The organism is Acidovorax sp. 210-6 (genome assembly GCF_010020825.1).
Lineage (GTDB): Bacteria > Pseudomonadota > Gammaproteobacteria > Burkholderiales > Burkholderiaceae_C > Simplicispira > Simplicispira sedimenti.
This window is the reverse complement of sequence record NZ_JAACJE010000001.1, coordinates 248,044-264,592: the sequence shown is the minus strand read 5'-3', so window position 1 is coordinate 264,592 and position 16,549 is coordinate 248,044. Positions and strand designations below refer to the sequence as shown.

18 protein-coding genes are annotated in these 16,549 nt (G+C 66.6%); 1 reads left to right on the top strand and 17 read right to left on the bottom strand.

Features of this window, described 5'->3' with window-relative positions; translation table 11 throughout:
- Positions 1 to 4 precede the first annotated feature (4 nt).
- The 14 genes from GWK50_RS01220 to argS form a co-directional block, all read right to left on the bottom strand.
- On the bottom strand, positions 5 to 454 hold the full coding sequence (locus GWK50_RS01220) for a hydrogenase (protein WP_242455256.1): 450 nt from the start codon (positions 452 to 454) through the stop codon (positions 5 to 7).
- The gene (locus tag GWK50_RS01215) at positions 444 to 797 is read right to left on the bottom strand and encodes a HypC/HybG/HupF family hydrogenase formation chaperone (protein WP_162014913.1); all 354 of its coding nucleotides are present in this window, start codon (positions 795 to 797) and stop codon (positions 444 to 446) included. The genes GWK50_RS01220 and GWK50_RS01215 overlap by 11 nt, the downstream gene beginning before the upstream one ends.
- Positions 798 to 811: 14 nt before the next feature.
- Positions 812 to 1,438 (bottom strand): HyaD/HybD family hydrogenase maturation endopeptidase, encoded by a 627-nt coding sequence (locus GWK50_RS01210; protein WP_162014912.1) that lies wholly within the window; start codon positions 1,436 to 1,438, stop codon positions 812 to 814.
- A 341-nt stretch (positions 1,439 to 1,779) separates the two neighbouring features.
- Positions 1,780 to 2,115, bottom strand: a complete 336-nt coding sequence (locus tag GWK50_RS01205) for a HigA family addiction module antitoxin (RefSeq protein WP_162014911.1) — start codon at positions 2,113 to 2,115, stop codon at positions 1,780 to 1,782.
- An 8-nt stretch (positions 2,116 to 2,123) separates the two neighbouring features.
- Positions 2,124 to 2,855 carry a Ni/Fe-hydrogenase, b-type cytochrome subunit gene (cybH, locus tag GWK50_RS01200; RefSeq protein ID WP_162014910.1) on the bottom strand — a complete coding sequence of 244 codons (732 nt, stop codon included), beginning with the start codon at positions 2,853 to 2,855 and terminating at the stop codon, positions 2,124 to 2,126.
- A 42-nt stretch (positions 2,856 to 2,897) separates the two neighbouring features.
- On the bottom strand, positions 2,898 to 3,500 hold the full coding sequence (locus tag GWK50_RS01195; RefSeq protein WP_162014909.1) for a HupE/UreJ family protein: 603 nt from the start codon (positions 3,498 to 3,500) through the stop codon (positions 2,898 to 2,900).
- Between the two features lie 34 nt (positions 3,501 to 3,534).
- Positions 3,535 to 5,391, bottom strand: coding sequence for a nickel-dependent hydrogenase large subunit (locus GWK50_RS01190; RefSeq protein WP_162014908.1), 1,857 nt, complete (start codon positions 5,389 to 5,391; stop codon positions 3,535 to 3,537).
- 23 nt (positions 5,392 to 5,414) lie between these two features.
- Entirely contained in the window at positions 5,415 to 6,494 is a 1,080-nt protein-coding gene (locus GWK50_RS01185; RefSeq protein ID WP_162014907.1) for a hydrogenase small subunit, read from the bottom strand.
- A gap of 269 nt (positions 6,495 to 6,763) precedes the next feature.
- Positions 6,764 to 8,329 carry an RNA polymerase factor sigma-54 gene (locus GWK50_RS01180; protein WP_162014906.1) on the bottom strand — a complete coding sequence of 522 codons (1,566 nt, stop codon included), beginning with the start codon at positions 8,327 to 8,329 and terminating at the stop codon, positions 6,764 to 6,766.
- Positions 8,329 to 9,096 carry an LPS export ABC transporter ATP-binding protein gene (gene lptB / locus GWK50_RS01175; protein ID WP_162014905.1) on the bottom strand — a complete coding sequence of 256 codons (768 nt, stop codon included), beginning with the start codon at positions 9,094 to 9,096 and terminating at the stop codon, positions 8,329 to 8,331. The genes GWK50_RS01180 and lptB overlap by 1 nt, the downstream gene beginning before the upstream one ends.
- An 11-nt stretch (positions 9,097 to 9,107) precedes the next feature.
- The gene (lptA, locus tag GWK50_RS01170; RefSeq protein WP_162017968.1) at positions 9,108 to 9,731 is read right to left on the bottom strand and encodes a lipopolysaccharide transport periplasmic protein LptA; all 624 of its coding nucleotides are present in this window, start codon (positions 9,729 to 9,731) and stop codon (positions 9,108 to 9,110) included.
- 220 nt (positions 9,732 to 9,951) lie between these two features.
- Entirely contained in the window at positions 9,952 to 10,599 is a 648-nt protein-coding gene (locus GWK50_RS01165; RefSeq protein ID WP_162017967.1) for a thiol:disulfide interchange protein DsbA/DsbL, read from the bottom strand.
- Between the two features lie 54 nt (positions 10,600 to 10,653).
- Positions 10,654 to 11,286, bottom strand: coding sequence for an SPOR domain-containing protein (locus tag GWK50_RS01160; RefSeq protein ID WP_162014904.1), 633 nt, complete (start codon positions 11,284 to 11,286; stop codon positions 10,654 to 10,656).
- A 14-nt stretch (positions 11,287 to 11,300) separates the two neighbouring features.
- A complete protein-coding gene (gene argS / locus GWK50_RS01155) occupies positions 11,301 to 12,998 on the bottom strand; it encodes an arginine--tRNA ligase (RefSeq protein ID WP_162014903.1) in 1,698 nt (565 codons plus the stop codon).
- Between the two features lie 113 nt (positions 12,999 to 13,111).
- Here argS and GWK50_RS01150 point away from each other — a divergent pair, with 113 nt between their 5' ends.
- Positions 13,112 to 13,405, top strand: a complete 294-nt coding sequence (locus tag GWK50_RS01150; RefSeq protein WP_162014902.1) for a PsiF family protein — start codon at positions 13,112 to 13,114, stop codon at positions 13,403 to 13,405.
- Between the two features lie 66 nt (positions 13,406 to 13,471).
- Here the strand turns inward: GWK50_RS01150 and GWK50_RS01145 are convergent, their stop codons facing one another.
- From GWK50_RS01145 to GWK50_RS01135, 3 genes are all read right to left on the bottom strand, one after another.
- Positions 13,472 to 13,927, bottom strand: coding sequence for a DUF2214 family protein (locus GWK50_RS01145; RefSeq protein ID WP_162014901.1), 456 nt, complete (start codon positions 13,925 to 13,927; stop codon positions 13,472 to 13,474).
- 20 nt (positions 13,928 to 13,947) lie between these two features.
- Complete coding sequence (locus GWK50_RS01140) at positions 13,948 to 14,904, bottom strand: LysR family transcriptional regulator (protein ID WP_162014900.1); 957 nt, start codon at positions 14,902 to 14,904, stop codon at positions 13,948 to 13,950.
- A 235-nt stretch (positions 14,905 to 15,139) separates the two neighbouring features.
- On the bottom strand, positions 15,140 to 16,501 hold the full coding sequence (locus GWK50_RS01135; RefSeq protein ID WP_162014899.1) for a dicarboxylate/amino acid:cation symporter: 1,362 nt from the start codon (positions 16,499 to 16,501) through the stop codon (positions 15,140 to 15,142).
- Positions 16,502 to 16,549 lie beyond the last annotated feature (48 nt).

The following is a 16,549-nucleotide window of genomic DNA, read 5'->3' as shown; positions in this document are numbered from 1 at the left end:
CATTTCAGTGGCAGTGGCTTTCACCACCGACGGTGACGACGGGAATGCCGATGCCAGGGCGGCGCGAGGGCGGCATGTGCAGCGCCTGCTGCACGCGCTGGACAAAATCCGTCCAGTCGAACATGCCCGACAGGGTGGTGAGGTACTGGCCGTCGCGGAAGAACACCAGCGCGGGCCAGCGCTGCACGCCCAGGCGTCGGGCCAGCAGGTCTTCGCAGTCCGCGGGCACGGCGCCGATGGTGAAAGACCGGCCCAGGGCGGCGTGCAGCTCGGGCAGCACCACAGCCACATCCAGCCCCTCGGGAAAGCGCACCGGGTCGCCACAGAAAAACAGCACGCGCACACCGGGCCCGGCGGTGAAGGCCTCGGCGTCGTCCTGCCCAACCCATTGGGCGCCGTGGGACTGGACCAGCCGCTGCACCAGCGCGGGGGCCTGCATTGCTTCAGTGTTCATGAGAGCTTCCTTGGGATGAGAGATCGGCACCGGCGCCCAGCAGCGCCGCCAGTTGTTCGGCCCCCATGGCCGATGGCAGTGCAAAAGCGGCCTGGGCCTCGGGGGACTGGGGGTCGTAGCGCCCGGCCAGCGTGTCTTCGACCAGCGCCAGCAGGGAGCGCACCTCGGCGGCGCGCTCGGGACTCAGGCGTTCGCGCGCAGAGCCCAGAAAGACCAGCACCCATTCGCCGGGCAGGCAGTCGCCCACCAGCGCGGTGTTCACCCGCTCCAGGCCCTGCGGGCCTTCGGCCAGTACATGGCCCTCCAGCAGGGTGCGCACTTGCATGGGGATTCCGATGCACATGGTTCGGCCTTTGTTCAGCGCGGGATGAAGCGCGCATCGCCAATGCGGCAGGCCTCTTCGGCGCTGGGCCGGCCTGCTTCGTAGGCGTTCAGCCTCAGGTGCGCCGCCGTGGTGGCCTGGGCGGGCTCCAGCGGGCGGCTGCGCGGCACGGGGCAGGCGCCCCACTGCTGCAAGTGCTCCAGCGCCAGCGGCAGGGCTTCTTCCAGCGCCTGCAAGGTGCGCGGACGCAGGCTGCCGCCGTAGTCCTCCAGCTCCTCGGGCTGGCAGCCGATGAGCACGATGCGCTGCGGATAGTGCCCAGTGAGCTGCGCCACCATCAGCACTTCCTGAAAACCCGTTTGGTGCAGGCTCATTTTCTTGGCGCCCAGAAAGCAGGGCACCTCATCGCCCTGCACCACCTTGAGCGTGCCGGGCGCCAGCCCGTAGTCGATAGCGTCGAGGATCAGCAGCGCATCGGCCTCCTGCACGTACTGCAGCAGCGCCAGCCCTTGCGTGCCGCCATCCACCAGTTCCACATGGGGCGCGAACTCAAAGCGCTGCTGCAGCGCCTCGACGCAGCGCACGCCAAAGCCCTCGTCGGCCCAGAGCATGTTGCCGATGCCCAGCACGACGATGCGCTGCAGGCTAGGGCGTGTCATCATTCAATTCCCCCACGCGAAAGCCAACCAGGCCGTGCAGTGCTAGGCGCCCTGAGTGCCATGCAGCCGCGCTGCACAAGCGAAGGGCAACGACGCAATGCGCGGCCTGGCTGGCTTTCCCTTCGGGCTGGCCCCGCAATGCGGCGTCTGCTTTGTCGGGCGGCTTGCCCATGGATGACCATGGGCAAGCCGCCCTTCGCGCATCCATCCGCATTGCGGGGCCAGCGCGCGGGGGAATTGAATGATGACACGCCCTAGCGCTGTCACGGGGTGGGTTACAGGCGTTTTCAGGCGAGCGAGAGGCCATGGTGTGCAATGAACTCAAAAAGGGGAGGAAGAACGACTCAGTGAACCCACGCCATGCTGCGCAGGTGCTTCCAGGCGTGGAAGCTGTCCCAGCGGGACTGCAGGGCCAACCAGAACAGGGCATCGGTGCCAAACACCATGGCGCAGCGGATGGCGGTGTCGGGGGTGATGCCGCGGTGGCCCTGGATGATTTCATTGAGCCTGCGCCGCGACACGCCCAGCAGGCGCGCTGCTTCGGTCTGACTCAGGGAGAGCGGACGCAGGAAATGCCGCGCCAGAAACCGCCCCGGATGGGGTGGGCAGCGCAGGGGCACACCCGCCGGGTGCGGCAGGCGCTGGGCCCCAGGGGCATGGCGACGGGCGGTGCCGGGCATGGCGGCAATCAATCCTTGAAGGTGCGGTAGCCGGAGACCATGGTGCTGACGATGCTCTGGCGGCCCATGATGTCCTCGCGCACGGCGGCGTAGATGTGCGCAATCACGAAGATCACCATGGCCCACATGCCCAGGTGGTGCCAGGTGTGCACGCCGTGCGATTGGCCCAGCAGAGGGATGAGCCAGCCAAACATGCGGTCGACCCAGGACCCGGCCTGCAGGCCTTCGCCATACAGTGCAAAACCGGTGGCCAGCATGAACAGCGAGAGCAGGAAGTAGCCCACGAACATCATCAGCCGTGCCAGCGGGTTGTGGCCCACGTATTGGTTGGGGCGCGGACGCAGGAACAGGTACCAGGTGAACATGGCCCACACCTCACGCCAGTAGGCCAGGCGCAGCACGGGCAGCGTGACCATCTCGCGGGCATGGTGGTTGCCCACGAAGGCCCAGTACACGCGCCCGGCCAGGCCGATGGCGAACACATAGCCTGCCGCGAAATGGGCAAACCGGATGTAGCCCATGAGGAAATGGTCACTGGCCTCGCCGCTCACGCTGGGCAGGGGGGACCCGATGAGGTAGCCCGTGACGCACAGCACGGTGATGGCCAATGCGTTGATCCAATGCCACACGCGCACCGGCGCCTCGTACACATAGACCGAGCGCACCTGCGGCGCATTCGCCACGGTACGTTCGTCGATGCCGGTGATGTCGGCCAGGTTCTGGGGGGTCGAGGGGTTCATGCGCGCCTCCTGGGGGGGTGGGACCGTGCGCTGCCAGTGCGCTCAAATGCGGGCCAGCAGCAATGCCAGGCCCGCGCCGCCGATCAGGGCTCCCGCCGCGCGCGGCAGCACCGCCCGCACACGCTGCAGCAGCACGCCCAGACCCATGCCGCCAAAGTGCAGCGCTGCCGTGGACAACACAAAACCCGCGCCATAGGCCAGGAAGGAAGCACCCGCAGCCATTTCCAGCCCGTGGGCCGTGCCATGCAACAGGGCCGACGCGCCCACCAGCCCCAGGCCCAGCCCGGCGGGCAGTGCCGCGCCACTGACCAGCAGCGCGCCCAGCAGCACCACGCTGGCGGCAATCATCACTTCCAGCGCGCCGCCCAAGGGCAGTGCAGCCCCAAGGTGCGCCAGCAAGGCCCCCAGGGCCATGGCGGCCACGAACACCGCGGGCGCCTGCCAGCGGCGCTGCGGCAGGGTCACGGCAGACCACAGACCCACGGCCACCATGGCCAGCAGGTGGTCCAGTCCCGACACGGGGTGTGCCAGTCCGCTGACAAAAGTGGCGGCATGGCCGCCCTCGTGGCCCACATGGGCCTGGGCCGCTCCGCCCAGGGCACACAGGGCAATGGTCAGCAGGCCCTTGACTGCAACAGTGTTCATTCGCATGTTTGTCTCCTATGTCGTTCCGAGGCCTTCAGCGTACCTTGACCGAGGTGAGTTCCTGCCCGTCCGGTCCCATGACGTGCGTGGAGCACGCCAGGCAGGGATCGAACGAGTGCAGGGTGCGCAGGATCTCCAGCGGCTGCTCCGGGTTGACCATGGGTGTGCCCAGCAGCGCGGCTTCGAAGGCGCCGATCTGGCCCTTGGCGTCGCGCGGGCTGCCGTTCCAGGTGGTGGGCACCACGCACTGGTAGTTGTCGATCTTGCCGTCCTTGATGCGGATCCAGTGCGCCAGGCCTCCGCGCGGTGCGGCCGATGTGCCCACGCCCTTGGCCTCCTTGGGCCAGGTGGACGGGTCCCACTTCTCGACGTTGGCCGTGGCGGTGTCGCCTGCCTTGATGTTGGCCACGAGCGAGTGCCAGTCTTCGAGCAGCAACTCGCCCAGGTACTGGCCTTCCAGGCAGCGGGCTGCCGTGCGGCCGATGGTGGTGGGCAGCAATTGCTTGAGGGTGTACTGCGTTTCGGGCAAGCCCAGCGCCTTGGGAATGCCGCTGTTGACCATGCTGGCCAGGAAGTCCACCTGCTCCTTGGCGCGCTGGCAATACTTGTTGCCTTGCGACGCGTGCACATAGGCCAGGATGTAGCGCGCCAGCGGCCCCACCTCCATGGCATGGCCGCGCCAGCGCGGGGCCTTGAGCCAGGAGTACTTGGCGCTTTCGTCGATTTCGTGGATGTCGGTGCGCGTGCCCTTGGTCTTGGCGCCCAGCACGTAGTTGGGTTCGGTGACGCCGTCCCAGGGGTGCAGGCCCTTGGTTTCGTCGGCGTACTTGTACCAGGAGTGGGTGACGAATTCCTGGATCTGCTCGGGGTCACGCAGATCGACCGGATGGATCTTGCTCCAGTCGCCATTGATGATGGCACCGCCGGGCAACTGGTCGGTGCTCTTGTCGTAGCTGACCTTGGCGTGCTCGCCGTAGTCCATGACGTTGAGGCCCGCCAAACCGCCGCCGTAGAGCCAGCCCGCCTGCTTGTACAGCGTTCCGATGGCCAGCACGTCGGGCAGATAGACGTTGCGATAGAACGCGTTGCCCTCGTCGATGCGCGCCTTGACGAAGTTGAGCCGCTCCATGTTGATGGGCGCCCCCGCCGCGCCGTCGCGGTCAATGTTGATGGCGCAGGGCATGCCGCCCACCAGGTAGTTGGGGTGCGGGTTCTTGCCGCCGAAGATGGCGTGGATCTTGATCCATTCCTTCTGCAGATCCAACGCCTCCAGGTAGTGCGCCACGGCCATGAGGTTGGCCTCGGCGGGCAGGATGTAGGCCTTGGAGCCCCAGTAGCCGTTCTTGAACGGCCCAAGCTGGCCACTCTCGACAAACTTCTTGATGCGGTTCTGGATGTCGCGGAAGTAGCCCGGCGAGGACAGCGGGTGCGCGGGCGACACCAGTTGCTGCAGCTCGGAGGTCTTCTTGGGGTCGGCCTTGAGGCAGGCGACCACGTCCACCCAGTCCAGCGCGTGCAGGTGGTAGAAGTGCACCACATGGTCCTGCACCATCTGGGCCTTGGCCATGATTTCGCGGATCAGGTGCGCGTTCTTGGGAATCTTGATGCCCAGCGCATCCTCCACGGCGCGCACCGAGGTCAGCGCGTGGCTGCTGGTGCACACGCCGCAGATGCGCTCGACGAAGGCCCAGGCGTCGCGCGGGTCGCGCCCCTTGAGGATGACCTCCAGCCCGCGCCAGAGCGTGCCGGTGGATACCGCGTTGCGGATCACATTGTTGCTGTCGAGGTTGACCTCGCAGCGCATATGCCCCTCGATGCGCGTGACAGGATCGACGACGATGCGCTTGCCGCTGTTGTCGAGTGCGAAGGGGGTCTGGTCGTTGGCGCCCATGGTGCGTGGCTCCTTGTGCTGGATCAGTGGTCGGCCTTGGCCGGCTCGTTCTTGTCGGAGGCGCGCTTGAGCATGGACACCGCCGCATGCGCCGCCACGGCCGCGCCCACGGCCCCGGCCGCAGCCACGCCCACCTTGTCGGCGTTGGACTCGACACCGAAGGCGTTGATGTTGGTGAGCCGGTCGTAGAACGAGCCTTTGTCCCAGAAGCCCTCTTCCGAGCAGCCCAGGCAGCCATGGCCCGACTGCACGGGCCAGCTCGTCCCATCATTCCAGCGCACCGTGGAGCAGGCGTTGTAGGTGGTGGGGCCCTTGCAGCCCACCTTGTAGAGGCAGTAGCCCTTGCGCGCGTTCTCGTCGTCGAACGATTCGACAAACTGGCCTGCGTCAAAGTGCGGACGGCGGTAGCACTTGTCGTGGATGCGCTGGCTGTAGAACATCTTGGGCCGCCCCTGGCGGTCGAGCTCGGGGATGCGGTCGAAGGTGAGCATGTAGGTGATCACACCCGTCATCACCTCGGCGATGGGCGGGCAGCCCGGCACCTTGATGATGGGCTTGTCCAGAATGACCTTGTGCACCGGCGTGGCGCGCGTGGGGTTGGGATGGGCCGCCTGCACGCAGCCCCAGGACGCACACGAGCCCCAGGAGATGATGGCCTTGCAGTCCTTGGCCACGCGGCGCAGCTTTTCCACAAAGGGCTTGCCGCCCTGGATGCAGTACATGCCGTCCTCGTTGAGCGGCGGGTTGCCCTCCACCGCCAGGATGTACTGGCCCTTGTACTTTTCGATCACCTCGTCGAGCGCGGCCTCGGCCTGGTGGCCTGCGGCGGCCATGAGCAGGTCGTCGTAGTCCAGCGAGATCATGGACAGCACCACGTCCTTGGCCAGCGGGTGCGCCGAGCGGATGAAGGACTCGGAGCAGCAGGTGCACTCCAGCCCGTGCAGCCACAGCACGGGCGTGCGCGGCTTGTTTTCCATGGCATGGGCAATCTGCGGCACGAACGCCGGGCCCAGGCCCAGAGAAGTCGCCGTGAGCGAGCAGAACTTCAGCAGGCTGCGCCGCGAGATGCCCTGGCGGCGCATCACCTCGTAAAACGTTTCCACGGTCGGTCTCCTCGTGAGGGTGTCTTTGTTGTGGGCAGGCGGGCGCGCGCAGCGGCGCACCCGTCCTGTGCCCACAAGACTTCTCAAGTTGTGTGCCAGAACGGATACACCCTCGGGAATACCCTGAGCGGACGTGGCAAACCCGCGCCAGCATTGGCGCTGCCGAACCGCCGCGCACGCGGCCACACCCGGCTGCGCCTGCGCACTGGCTAGCGGCTTGGCAGCGGAAGGGCCGAAGTGGAAAGGCCGCTGGCAGCGGCCGCAGATGGCTAGAGTGCCTTGCGCAGCGTGGCGGTGGGGATGCGCAACGCCTCGCGGTACTTGGCCACAGTGCGGCGCGCGCACTCGATGCCCTGCTCCTTGAGCATGTCGGCCAGTTGGCTGTCGGACAGGGGCTTGGCGGGGCTCTCGGCGGCGATGAACTGCTTGATGAGTGCGCGCACCGCCGTGCTGGAGGCGTTGCCGCCCGTGTCGGTGCCCAGGCCCGAGCCGAAGAAATATTTCAGTTCGAACGTGCCCTGCGGCGTGGCCATGTACTTGGCCGTGGTCACGCGTGAGATGGTCGATTCGTGCAGACCCAGCTCGTCGGCAATGTCGCGCAGCACCAGCGGGCGCATGGCCAGCTCGCCATGCACGAAGAAGTTCTTCTGCCGCTCGACGATGGCGCGCGAAACGCGCAGGATGGTGTCAAAGCGCTGCTGGATGTTCTTGATGAACCAGCGCGCCTCCTGCAAGCGCTGTTGCAGCGCCTGGTGGCCTTCGCCCCCGCGGTGGCCGCGCAAGGCGCCCGCGTACACGTCGTGCACGCGCAGCTTGGGCATGACCTCGGGGTTGAGCTGCACCACAAAGTTCTGCCCACTGCGACCGCTGCGCGTGACAAGCACGTCGGGCACCACGGCGTTGCGCTCCACATCGGCAAAGCGCCGGCCTGGGCGCGGCTCCAGCCGGGTGATCAGCGCCATCGCGGCACGGGTGCGTTCCTCGCTGCAGCCGCACAGCTGCACCAGGCGGCGCACGTCGCGCCGCGCCAGCAGGTCCAGCGACTGGCCGCAGATGCACAGGGCCGCCTGCACGGTCTCGGCGTCGGCCGCGCCCTCCTGCAACAGCGCGCGCAGTTGCAGGCCCAGGCATTCGGCCAGGTTGCGCGCGCCCACGCCGGTGGGCTCCAGGCTTTGCAACAGACGCAGCGCCACCGTGAAGTGGTGCACCAGTTCATCCAGTTGCTCCGGGTCGTCCGTGCCCGCCAGCCCCTGGGCCAGGGTCTCGATCGGGTCTTCAAGGTAGCCGTCTTCGGTCAGCGATTCGATGAGAAAGCGCAGCGCCGCCCTGTCCACGTCGGACAGGCGCAGCGCCAGGGCCTGGCGGTGCAGATGCTCGGTGAGGGATTCCTGGGTGTGCACCCATTCCGTGGCGTCGGTGTCCTCATCGGCAGCAGCGCCTTGCTGGCGCGCGGGCGCGTCACCGCCCCATTCGCTGTCGTCGGGAGCGATCTCGGTGGTGCCGTCGCCCTCCCAGCCGGGTTCTTCACCCAGGACGGAAGTTTCGGCATCATTTTGGCCCTCTACGCTTGCTGCATCTGCGCCAGAAGCTCCTGAAATGATAGCGGCGTCAGCGGTGGCATCGTCCCGTTGCGCAGGCATGTCGGCCTGACTCAGGCCAAAGGCCTCGCGCTCGGCCTCGTCGCTGGAGCGCTCCAGGAATGGGTTCTCGTCGAGCATCTGCTCGATCTCTTGCGACAGCTCCTGGGTGGACAGTTGCAGCAGCCGGATGGACTGCTGCAATTGCGGCGTCAGCGCCAGGTGCTGCGATACGCGGAGCGAGAGCCCTGGCTTCATCACATCCTGAAGTGTTCGCCAAGGTACACGCGGCGCACCTCGGCGTTGTCCACGATCTCGGACGGTGTGCCCTGGGCCAGCACATGCCCGTCGCTGATGATGAAGGCGTGGTCACAAATGCCCAGCGTCTCGCGCACGTTGTGGTCGGTGATGAGCACGCCGATGCCGCGCTCCTTGAGAAAGCCGATGATGCGCTGGATCTCGATCACCGCGATCGGGTCGATGCCGGCAAAGGGCTCGTCCAACAGAATGAAACGCGGCTGCGTGGCCAGGGCGCGTGCGATCTCCACGCGGCGCCGCTCTCCGCCCGACAGGGCCATGGCGGGCGATTCGCGCAGGTGATCCACGCGCAGCTCCTGCAGCAGCGCCGTGAGGCGTTCCTCGATCACCGCATTGCTGAGTGGTTGGCCCTGGGCGTCGCGCTGGAGCTCCAGCACGGCGCGCACGTTCTCTTGCACGCTGAGCTTGCGAAAGATCGACGCCTCCTGCGGCAGATACGACAGCCCCAGGCGCGAGCGCCGGTGGATGGGCATGTGTGCAACCGACTGGCCGTCGATGCGGATGTCGCCGGCGTCGCTGCGCACCAGGCCGACGATCATGTAGAACGAGGTGGTCTTGCCCGCACCGTTGGGGCCGAGCAGACCGACGACCTCGCCCTTTTGCACGGTGAGCGAGACATCCTTGACCACCTTGCGGCTGCCGTAGGCCTTGGCCAGGTGCAGCACTTCCAGCCGGCTGTTCGCCGCTGCGGGTTCGTTGTGCTCCATGCCGCCCCCGTTCACCGCGTGCCGCCCAGCGTGCTGCTGGGCCGCAGGGCCGGGCTGGCGTCGGCAGGTTCCTGCACCGGGGCCGACGCGGCCCCGGCAGGTGGCTCCTTGGGCGAGAGCACGGCACGCACACGCCCGCCCGGTGCCGGGCCGTCGCCTGCCGCGCTGGGCGCGGCCTTCTGGCCATCGACGGTGAACACGTCGGTCAGGTTGTTATAGACGATGACGGCGCCCGTGATCTCATCGCTGACCGCCGTGCCGCGCAGGCGACGCAGTTCGGCGCGGCGCACGAAACGCACTGCGTCGTTGCGGCCGTCGTATTCGATGACTTCGCCCTCGCCCTCGATGTACTCCTCGGGAGCGCCCGGCGCCACGTCACGCCGCTGGCGGAAAAAGGCGCGCTGCCCGGGCTCGGCGCTGACGGTACCGAACTGGAAGCCCTGGGCGTCCTGGCGCACTTCCAGGCGCGCACCACGCAGCACTATGCTGCCCTTGGTCATGACCACCCGGCCGGTGAACACGCTGGTTTGCTTGAGGTCGTCGTGGCGCAGCGCATCGGCCTCGATGTTCATGGGCTTGTTGCGATCGGCCTTTTCGGCCAGGGCAGGCACGGAGCCGCCCAAGGCGGCAGCCATCAGCAGGGCTGCGGCCCATGCACGCCGGGCCCGTACCGTGGTCGTACGGCCGGGGCGGGTCAAAAAACGAATGTCCATGCGGCTTTCCTGTCAGACATGCCGCGCAGGGGCATGCAAATATTGTGCAGGGCACGAATCTTGCAAGCATTGTAGCCCCGGCCCGTGGGGCCGGGACGCAGAACCCGCGGAATCCGGCGCTGGAAACCGGGGGGGTAGCGCGTCAGCCCTTGCGGGACACGGCCACCAGGTGGTCCACCACCTGCAGCACCGCATTCAGACTGCCTGCCATGGTGCCATCGGTATAGAACCGACCCGCCACGCCCATGGACGGCGTGCCTTCGACCCCGTAGGCCTCCTGCAATTGCGCGGCCCGCTGTGCCTGGCTGGCGACGTTGAAGGAAGCGTACATTTCCTTGAACTTGGCCATGTCGATGCCGGGCTGCTTGGCCATCCAGGCCATGATGGCATCTTCCTTGGAGAGATTGATTTTCTCGACGTGAATGGCACGGAACACGCGCGGATGGATCTCCGCCACCTTGCCCATGCCCTGCAGCGCATAGAAGAGCTTTTGCTGCGGTACAAAGCTGGCATTGAATGCCACGGGCACACGGCGCGCGACCACGCCCTTGGCCTCGGCACCCTTGGCCCAGGACTCGAACACCGGCTCAAAGGTGTTGCAGTGGCCGCAGTTGTACCAGAAGAACTCGATCACCTCGACCTTGCCTGCGGGCGCGTCGGTGGCCACGGGCTTGCCCAGGCGGGTGTAGTCCTTGCCTTCCTTCGGCTGGGCCTGGGCCCACACGGGCAAGGCCAGGCTGGAAGCGGCCAGTGCCGATGCGGCAGAAAGGGTGAAGCTGCGTCGTTTCATATCCATGGTTCTCCAATGACAGGTGGGGGTGGGAGCAAGGGGGCAGGCAAAAGTTCAGCGCTGCACCCGCACCAGGGCCGACTCGACCCCCGCGCCCGCCAGTTTTTCCTTGAGCTGATCGGCATCGTCGCGCTTGGCAAACGGCCCGATGCGCACGCGGTACACATTGCGGCCATTCTGCTCGCGTTCACTCACACGCGCCTCCCAGCCCAGCATGGCCAGTTTGGCACGCTGTGCATCGGCGTCCTGCTGGTTGCGGAAAGCACCTGCCTGCACGTAGTAATCAAAGGGATCCACCTGCCCGGCGGCAGCCGCGCGGGCGCTGGCCAGATCCCCCAGCGGATCGGCACCGGGCTTGCCCTCGGCTTTGCTGGCGGCGGGCTTGGCGGCAGAAGCGGCAGCCTGCCGCGCATCGGGCGCCGCCCCCACAGCACCGGAGGCCGCAGCCGAAGCGGGCGGCGCGGTCACCTTGGCAGGCGTCTTGCCGGCCAGGGGGGCGTTGACATTCCAGTCGCGGTTCTTGCGCGCCTCGGCCTCGTCGTTGTCGCCGTTGCGCACCGCGCCCTTGTTCATGAAGGGCACGGGCACCTTGGTCACGTACACGGCCACCGCCAGGGCAGCGCCCAGGCCCACGATCAGGCCGACGATGAAGCCGACAATGGTTCCGCCCCGGTGTTGGGATTTCATAAGTCAGTTACCACTCACATTCTGCGGGGGGCCGATACGCCCAGCACCGCCAGTCCATTGTGCAATACCTGCGCGGTGGCTGCGATGAGCGCCAGGCGCGCGCGCTTGACGGTTTCGTCGTCCACCAGGATGCGCTCGGCGTCGTAGTAGCTGTGGTAGCTGGCCGCCAGGTCACGCAGGTAGAAAGTCACGTCGTGCGGCGCCTCGCCCTCGGTGGCGGCCGTGAGCATGGCCGGGTACTTGGCCAGTTGCAGCATCAGCGCCTGGGCCTGCGGGCCGTCGAGCGCCGACAGGTCCGCGCCCTGCAGACCGGCCACGTCGCCACCCCAGGCCGTGAGCACCGAGCAGATGCGCGCATGCGCGTACTGCACGTAGTACACGGGGTTGTCGTTGTTCTGCGCCACGGCCAGGTCCACGTCAAAGGTGTACTCGGTGTCGGGCTTGCGGCTGAGCAGGAAGAAGCGCACCGCGTCCTTGCTGGTCCACTCGATCAGGTCGCGCAGCGTGACGTAGCTGCCCGCGCGCTTGCTGATCTTGACCTCTTCGCCGCCCTTGACCACGCGCACCATGGTGTGCAGCACATAGTCGGGGTAGCCCTGCGGGATGCCCACGTCGGCCGCCTGCAGGCCCGCGCGCACGCGGGCAATGGTGCCGTGGTGGTCCGTGCCCTGGATGTTGACGACCTTGGTAAAGCCGCGCTCCCACTTGGCGATGTGGTAGGCCACGTCGGGCACGAAGTAGGTGTACGTGCCGTCCTGCTTGCGCATGACGCGGTCCTTGTCGTCGCCATAGTCCGTGCTCTTGAGCCACAGGGCGCCGTCCTGCTCGTAGGTCTTGCCGTTGGCCACCAGCTTGTTCACCGTGGCCTCGACGCGGCCGCTGGTGTACAGGCTGGACTCCAGGTAGTACTCGTCGAAGTGCAGATTGAAGGCCTGCAGGTCCTTGTCCTGCTCGTTGCGCAGGTAGGCCACGGCAAACTGACGGATGTTGTCGTAGTCCTCCACATCGCCATTGGCGGTGAACTCGCGGTCGTCGGCCTTCACGGTGGCCTTGGCCTTGAAGGCCTCGGCGATGTCGGCGATGTAGTCGCCGTTGTAGAAGTTCTTGGCCAGCGGGTTGTCGCTGTCGGTGGGCCAGCAGTCGTCGCCGGGCTTGAAGCCCTTGGCGCGCAGTTGCGTGCTCTTGGTGAGGGTGTCGATCTGCACGCCTGCGTCGTTGTAATAGAACTCGCGGTGCACGCTCCAGCCCTGCGTGGCGAACAGGTTGCTGATGGCGTCGCCAATGGCGGCCTGGCGGCCATGGCCCACGTGCAGCGGGCCCGTGGGGTTGGCGGAGACGAATTCCACCAGCACGCGCTCACCGCGCGCAGGCTGGCAGCCGTAACCATCGCCAGCGGCCAGCACCTCACGCACCACCTCCTGCTTGGCAGCAGGCTTGAGGCGGATGTTCAGGAACCCAGGGCCGGCGATCTCGATGGCGTCCACCCAGCGCTGGTAGGCGGGTGTGGCCTCCAGCGCGGCCTTGAGCTGTTCGCCCAGCGCACGGGGGTTGAGCTTGAGCGGCTTGGCCAGTTGCATGGCCGCAGTGCAGGCAAAGTCGCCATGCGCGGCGACCTTGGGCGACTCGAACGCCGCCTTGGCGCCTGCGCCGGGGGAAAGTTGTTCCAGCTCGGCCGCCAGGGCGGCGAGCAATTCGGTCTTGACGGAAAGCATCGCGGGATTTTACGGGGCCGTGGCGCCCAGCCCACGCCCGCCTCGCCATGCGTTGTGCGCAGAGCGCTTGTGTGTTGGAATTTCACCAGCCTTTTCACCACCCTGGAGAAACCATGAAGCAGCTTGTTACGTTCAGTGCACTGGCCCTGTCCCTGGCCCTGGGCAGCGCCCACGCCGCCGAAGAGAAAGCCCCCACCAAGCAACAGACCAAGATGGCCACCTGCAACGCAGACGCCAAGACCAAAGACCTCAAGGGCGACGAGCGCAAGGCCTTCATGAAGGAATGCCTCAGCAACAAACCCGCTACACAGCAGGACAAGATGAAGACCTGCAATGCCGACGCCAAGGCCAAGGACCTCAAGGGCGACGAGCGCAAGGCCTTCATGAGCGAATGCCTGAAGAAGTAAGACTCTGCTCCCTGCGTCACAAAGCCCCGCTGGCTCTGCCACGGGGCTTTCTTGTGGATCGGCCCATCAGCGCGTGCCAACGCCCCGCGCCAAAAAGACAGCGAGCAGGGCCACCACCACCATCAGGTGCGCGGACCACATCACCAGCTTGCGCGTGCGCCGCAGGGCCTCGGGCGATGGCAGGCTGCCTTGGGCGTCGAGTTCACGGCGCCACGCACGGTATTGCCGCGCGGCCAGGACCAGCAGCGCGAGCATGGCTACCAGCAGGGTGATCTTGGTGTGCAGCAAAGGCTGCGCCCAATACCAGGCCACGCCCTTGACGCCCCAGTAGGTGCGTGCCAGCCCGGTGAGCAGCACCAGGGCGCCCGACACCAGGCTCAGCACATTGACCCACACCAGGCGCCGGACCACGGCCGGGTTCACCCACTCGGCACGGCACAGCGCGGTTTCGCTGGTCATGAAGGTGGCCAGCATCAAAAAGGCCATGATGTGGGCGTAGGCCAGCAGACTTTCGAGTATCACGGTACGGGATCCTTGGGGTTTCAATGAGGTGGCGCTGACGGGTCTGCGGCGGCGGCAGACCGCGACCAGAACGCCGGTTGGGCGAAATGGTGGCGCAGAAAATCAATCCACAGGCGCACCCGCAGCGGCAGATGCTTGCGCTGCGGGAACAGCACGTAAATGCCATTGGGCGGCGCGGCGAAATCCTCCAGCACCGCCACCAGCCGACCGGCGGCGATGTCGCCCTCCACCTCCCAGGTGCTGCGCCAGGCGATGCCATGGCCCGCCAGGCACCAGTCGTACAGCACCTGGCCATCCGAACAATCCATGGGGCCTGCGGGCTTGAGGTGCACGACCTCGGAGCCGCCCGCCGACGTGGGCATGCGAAACGCCCAGCCCCGGGTCTGCGAGGCTTCGCTGGACAGCGTCAGGCAATCGTGCTGCACCAGTTCGCTGGGGTGGCGCGGCGTGCCGTTGCGCTGCAGGTATTCGGGCGTGGCCACGCACAGGCGCCGGTTGTCGGCCACGCGCACGCTCACCAGCGACGAGTCGGGCAGGTCGCCCACGCGCACGGCGCAGTCAAAGCCCTCGGCTGCCAGGTCCACCACACGGTCGCTGAGATTGAGCGAGAGCGTCACCGCAGGCTGCTCGGCCAGGAACCGGGGCACCAGGGGCGCCACATGGCGGCGCCCAAAGCCTGCCGGGGCCGTGACGCGCAAATGGCCGTTGGCCCGCACGCCCCCGGCCGACACGCTGGCCTCGGCGTTGGCCACGTCGGCCAGCAGGCGCTGGCAGTCTTCGAGGAAGGCGGCGCCTTCGTGCGTGAGGCTGATGCGCCGCGTGGTGCGCACCAGGAGCTTGACGCCCAGGTGCTCCTCCAGCGCATCGAGCCGCCGCCCCATGATGGCGGGCGCCACGCCCTCGGCGCGCGCCGCTGCCGTCAGGCTGCCGCGCGTGGCCACCGACACGAAAGACTCGAAGGCCTTGAGCTTGTCCATGGGGGGGAATTATCGGGACAAAGTGCGCCCCCACGCCGTGGAGCCCCCACGCTGCCGATGGCCAGATTTTTCAAGAAAAATCAGCATCCAGCGCCTGTACAACAAGCGCCAGTAGCTATGATTTGTATAGCATTTTGCTCTACAAATCCTGAGGAATTCCACGGTGCCGCAACACCGCACTGCGGCGCAGACCCGAAGGTCTTGGCCGCCCATGAGAGCCTGGGCGGCCAGGGGATCAGACCGCCGCGCGAGCTGCGGCGACTGCGGGTACTTCGGCAGGGGCAGCCTCGGCCACTGCGGGCACGGGCGACAGGTGGCCGTTGAGCGCAGCTTCCAGGCACGCAGGGTCCAGCGCGTTTTCCCAGCGCGAAACCACCACCGTGGCGACCGCATTGCCGATGAAATTGGTCAGCGAACGGCATTCGCTCATGAAGCGGTCCACGCCCAGAATCAGCGCCATGCCGGCCACCGGCACTTCGGGCACCACGGCCAGGGTGGCAGCGAGGGTGATGAAGCCCGCGCCCGTCACGCCCGCAGCGCCCTTGGACGACAGCATCGCCACCAGCAGCAACATGATCTGGTGGCCCAGCGTCAGTTCGGTATTGGTGGCCTGGGCGATGAACAACGCCGCCAGCGTCATGTAGATGTTGGTGCCGTCCAGGTTGAACGAATAGCCCGTGGGGACCACCAGGCCCACCACCGACTTGCTGCAACCGGCCTTTTCCATCTTCTCCATCAGCGAAGGCAGGGCCGACTCCGACGACGAGGTGCCCAGCACCAGCATCAGCTCGGCCTTGAGGTAGCGACACAGCTTGAGCACCGAGAAACCGCACAGGCGGCTGACAAAGCCCAGGATGACAACCACAAACAGCAGCGAGGTGATGTAGAACGAGCCCACGAGCCACGCCAGGTTGACCAGCGAACCCAGGCCGAACTTGCCGATGGTGAAGGCCATGGCACCAAACGCGCCCAGGGGCGCCGCCTTCATGACCAGGCCCACCACCTTGAACACCGGGGTGGTCAGGGCTTCAAGAAAGTTCAGCACGGGGCGGCCCGGCTCACCCACCATGGCCAGGCCAATGCCGAACAGCACCGCCACCAGCAACACCTGCAGGATGTTGTCGCCCACGAAGGGGCTGACCAGCGTCTTGGGAATGATGTCCAACGCAAAGCCGGTCAGCGTCATCTCGTGCGACTTGGCCACGTAGCCCTTCACGGCAGTCTGGTCCAGGTCGGCCGGGTTGATGTTCATGCCCGCGCCGGGCTGCACCACGTTGGCCACCACCAGCCCCACCACCAATGCCAGCGTGGAGAAGAACAGGAAATACGCCATGGCCTTGCCAAACACACGGCCCACGGTGCTCAACTGCGACATGCCTGCAATGCCGGTCACAATGGTCAGGAAGATCACCGGGGCGATGATCATCTTCACCAGCTTGATGAAGGCATCGCCCAGAGGCTTGAGCGCCTCGCCGTAGGCAGGCTCAAAATGGCCCAGCAAGACGCCCAGGACAATGGCCAGTACCACCTGAAAGTACAGCTGCCGGTAAAAAGGCAGCTTCAAGGTGGACGCTGCGGGGGCGGAATGGGTGTGCATGGGTAGATCTCCAGGATTCGCGGGGCTGCACCGCCGGTGGTGCATCAA

Bases quoted from the DNA above. Each gene is read 5' to 3' on its own strand.
- GWK50_RS01220 (WP_242455256.1), bottom strand. From the start codon at position 454: ATGAACACTGAAGCAATGCAGGCCCCCGCGCTGGTGCAGCGGCTGGTC.
- GWK50_RS01140 (WP_162014900.1), bottom strand. From the start codon at position 14,904: ATGGACAAGCTCAAGGCCTTCGAGTCTTTCGTGTCGGTGGCCACGCGC.
- GWK50_RS01205 (WP_162014911.1), bottom strand. From the start codon at position 2,115: ATGCCCGGCACCGCCCGTCGCCATGCCCCTGGGGCCCAGCGCCTGCCG.
- GWK50_RS01135 (WP_162014899.1), bottom strand. From the start codon at position 16,501: ATGCACACCCATTCCGCCCCCGCAGCGTCCACCTTGAAGCTGCCTTTT.
- cybH (WP_162014910.1), bottom strand. From the start codon at position 2,855: ATGAACCCCTCGACCCCCCAGAACCTGGCCGACATCACCGGCATCGAC.
- GWK50_RS01160 (WP_162014904.1), bottom strand. From the start codon at position 11,286: ATGAAATCCCAACACCGGGGCGGAACCATTGTCGGCTTCATCGTCGGC.
- GWK50_RS01150 (WP_162014902.1), top strand. From the start codon at position 13,112: ATGAAGCAGCTTGTTACGTTCAGTGCACTGGCCCTGTCCCTGGCCCTG.
- GWK50_RS01190 (WP_162014908.1), bottom strand. From the start codon at position 5,391: ATGGGCGCCAACGACCAGACCCCCTTCGCACTCGACAACAGCGGCAAG.
- GWK50_RS01180 (WP_162014906.1), bottom strand. From the start codon at position 8,329: ATGAAGCCAGGGCTCTCGCTCCGCGTATCGCAGCACCTGGCGCTGACG.
- GWK50_RS01210 (WP_162014912.1), bottom strand. From the start codon at position 1,438: ATGATGACACGCCCTAGCCTGCAGCGCATCGTCGTGCTGGGCATCGGC.
- GWK50_RS01195 (WP_162014909.1), bottom strand. From the start codon at position 3,500: ATGAACACTGTTGCAGTCAAGGGCCTGCTGACCATTGCCCTGTGTGCC.
- GWK50_RS01215 (WP_162014913.1), bottom strand. From the start codon at position 797: ATGTGCATCGGAATCCCCATGCAAGTGCGCACCCTGCTGGAGGGCCAT.
- lptB (WP_162014905.1), bottom strand. From the start codon at position 9,096: ATGGAGCACAACGAACCCGCAGCGGCGAACAGCCGGCTGGAAGTGCTG.
- lptA (WP_162017968.1), bottom strand. From the start codon at position 9,731: ATGGCTGCCGCCTTGGGCGGCTCCGTGCCTGCCCTGGCCGAAAAGGCC.
- argS (WP_162014903.1), bottom strand. From the start codon at position 12,998: ATGCTTTCCGTCAAGACCGAATTGCTCGCCGCCCTGGCGGCCGAGCTG.
- GWK50_RS01165 (WP_162017967.1), bottom strand. From the start codon at position 10,599: ATGAAACGACGCAGCTTCACCCTTTCTGCCGCATCGGCACTGGCCGCT.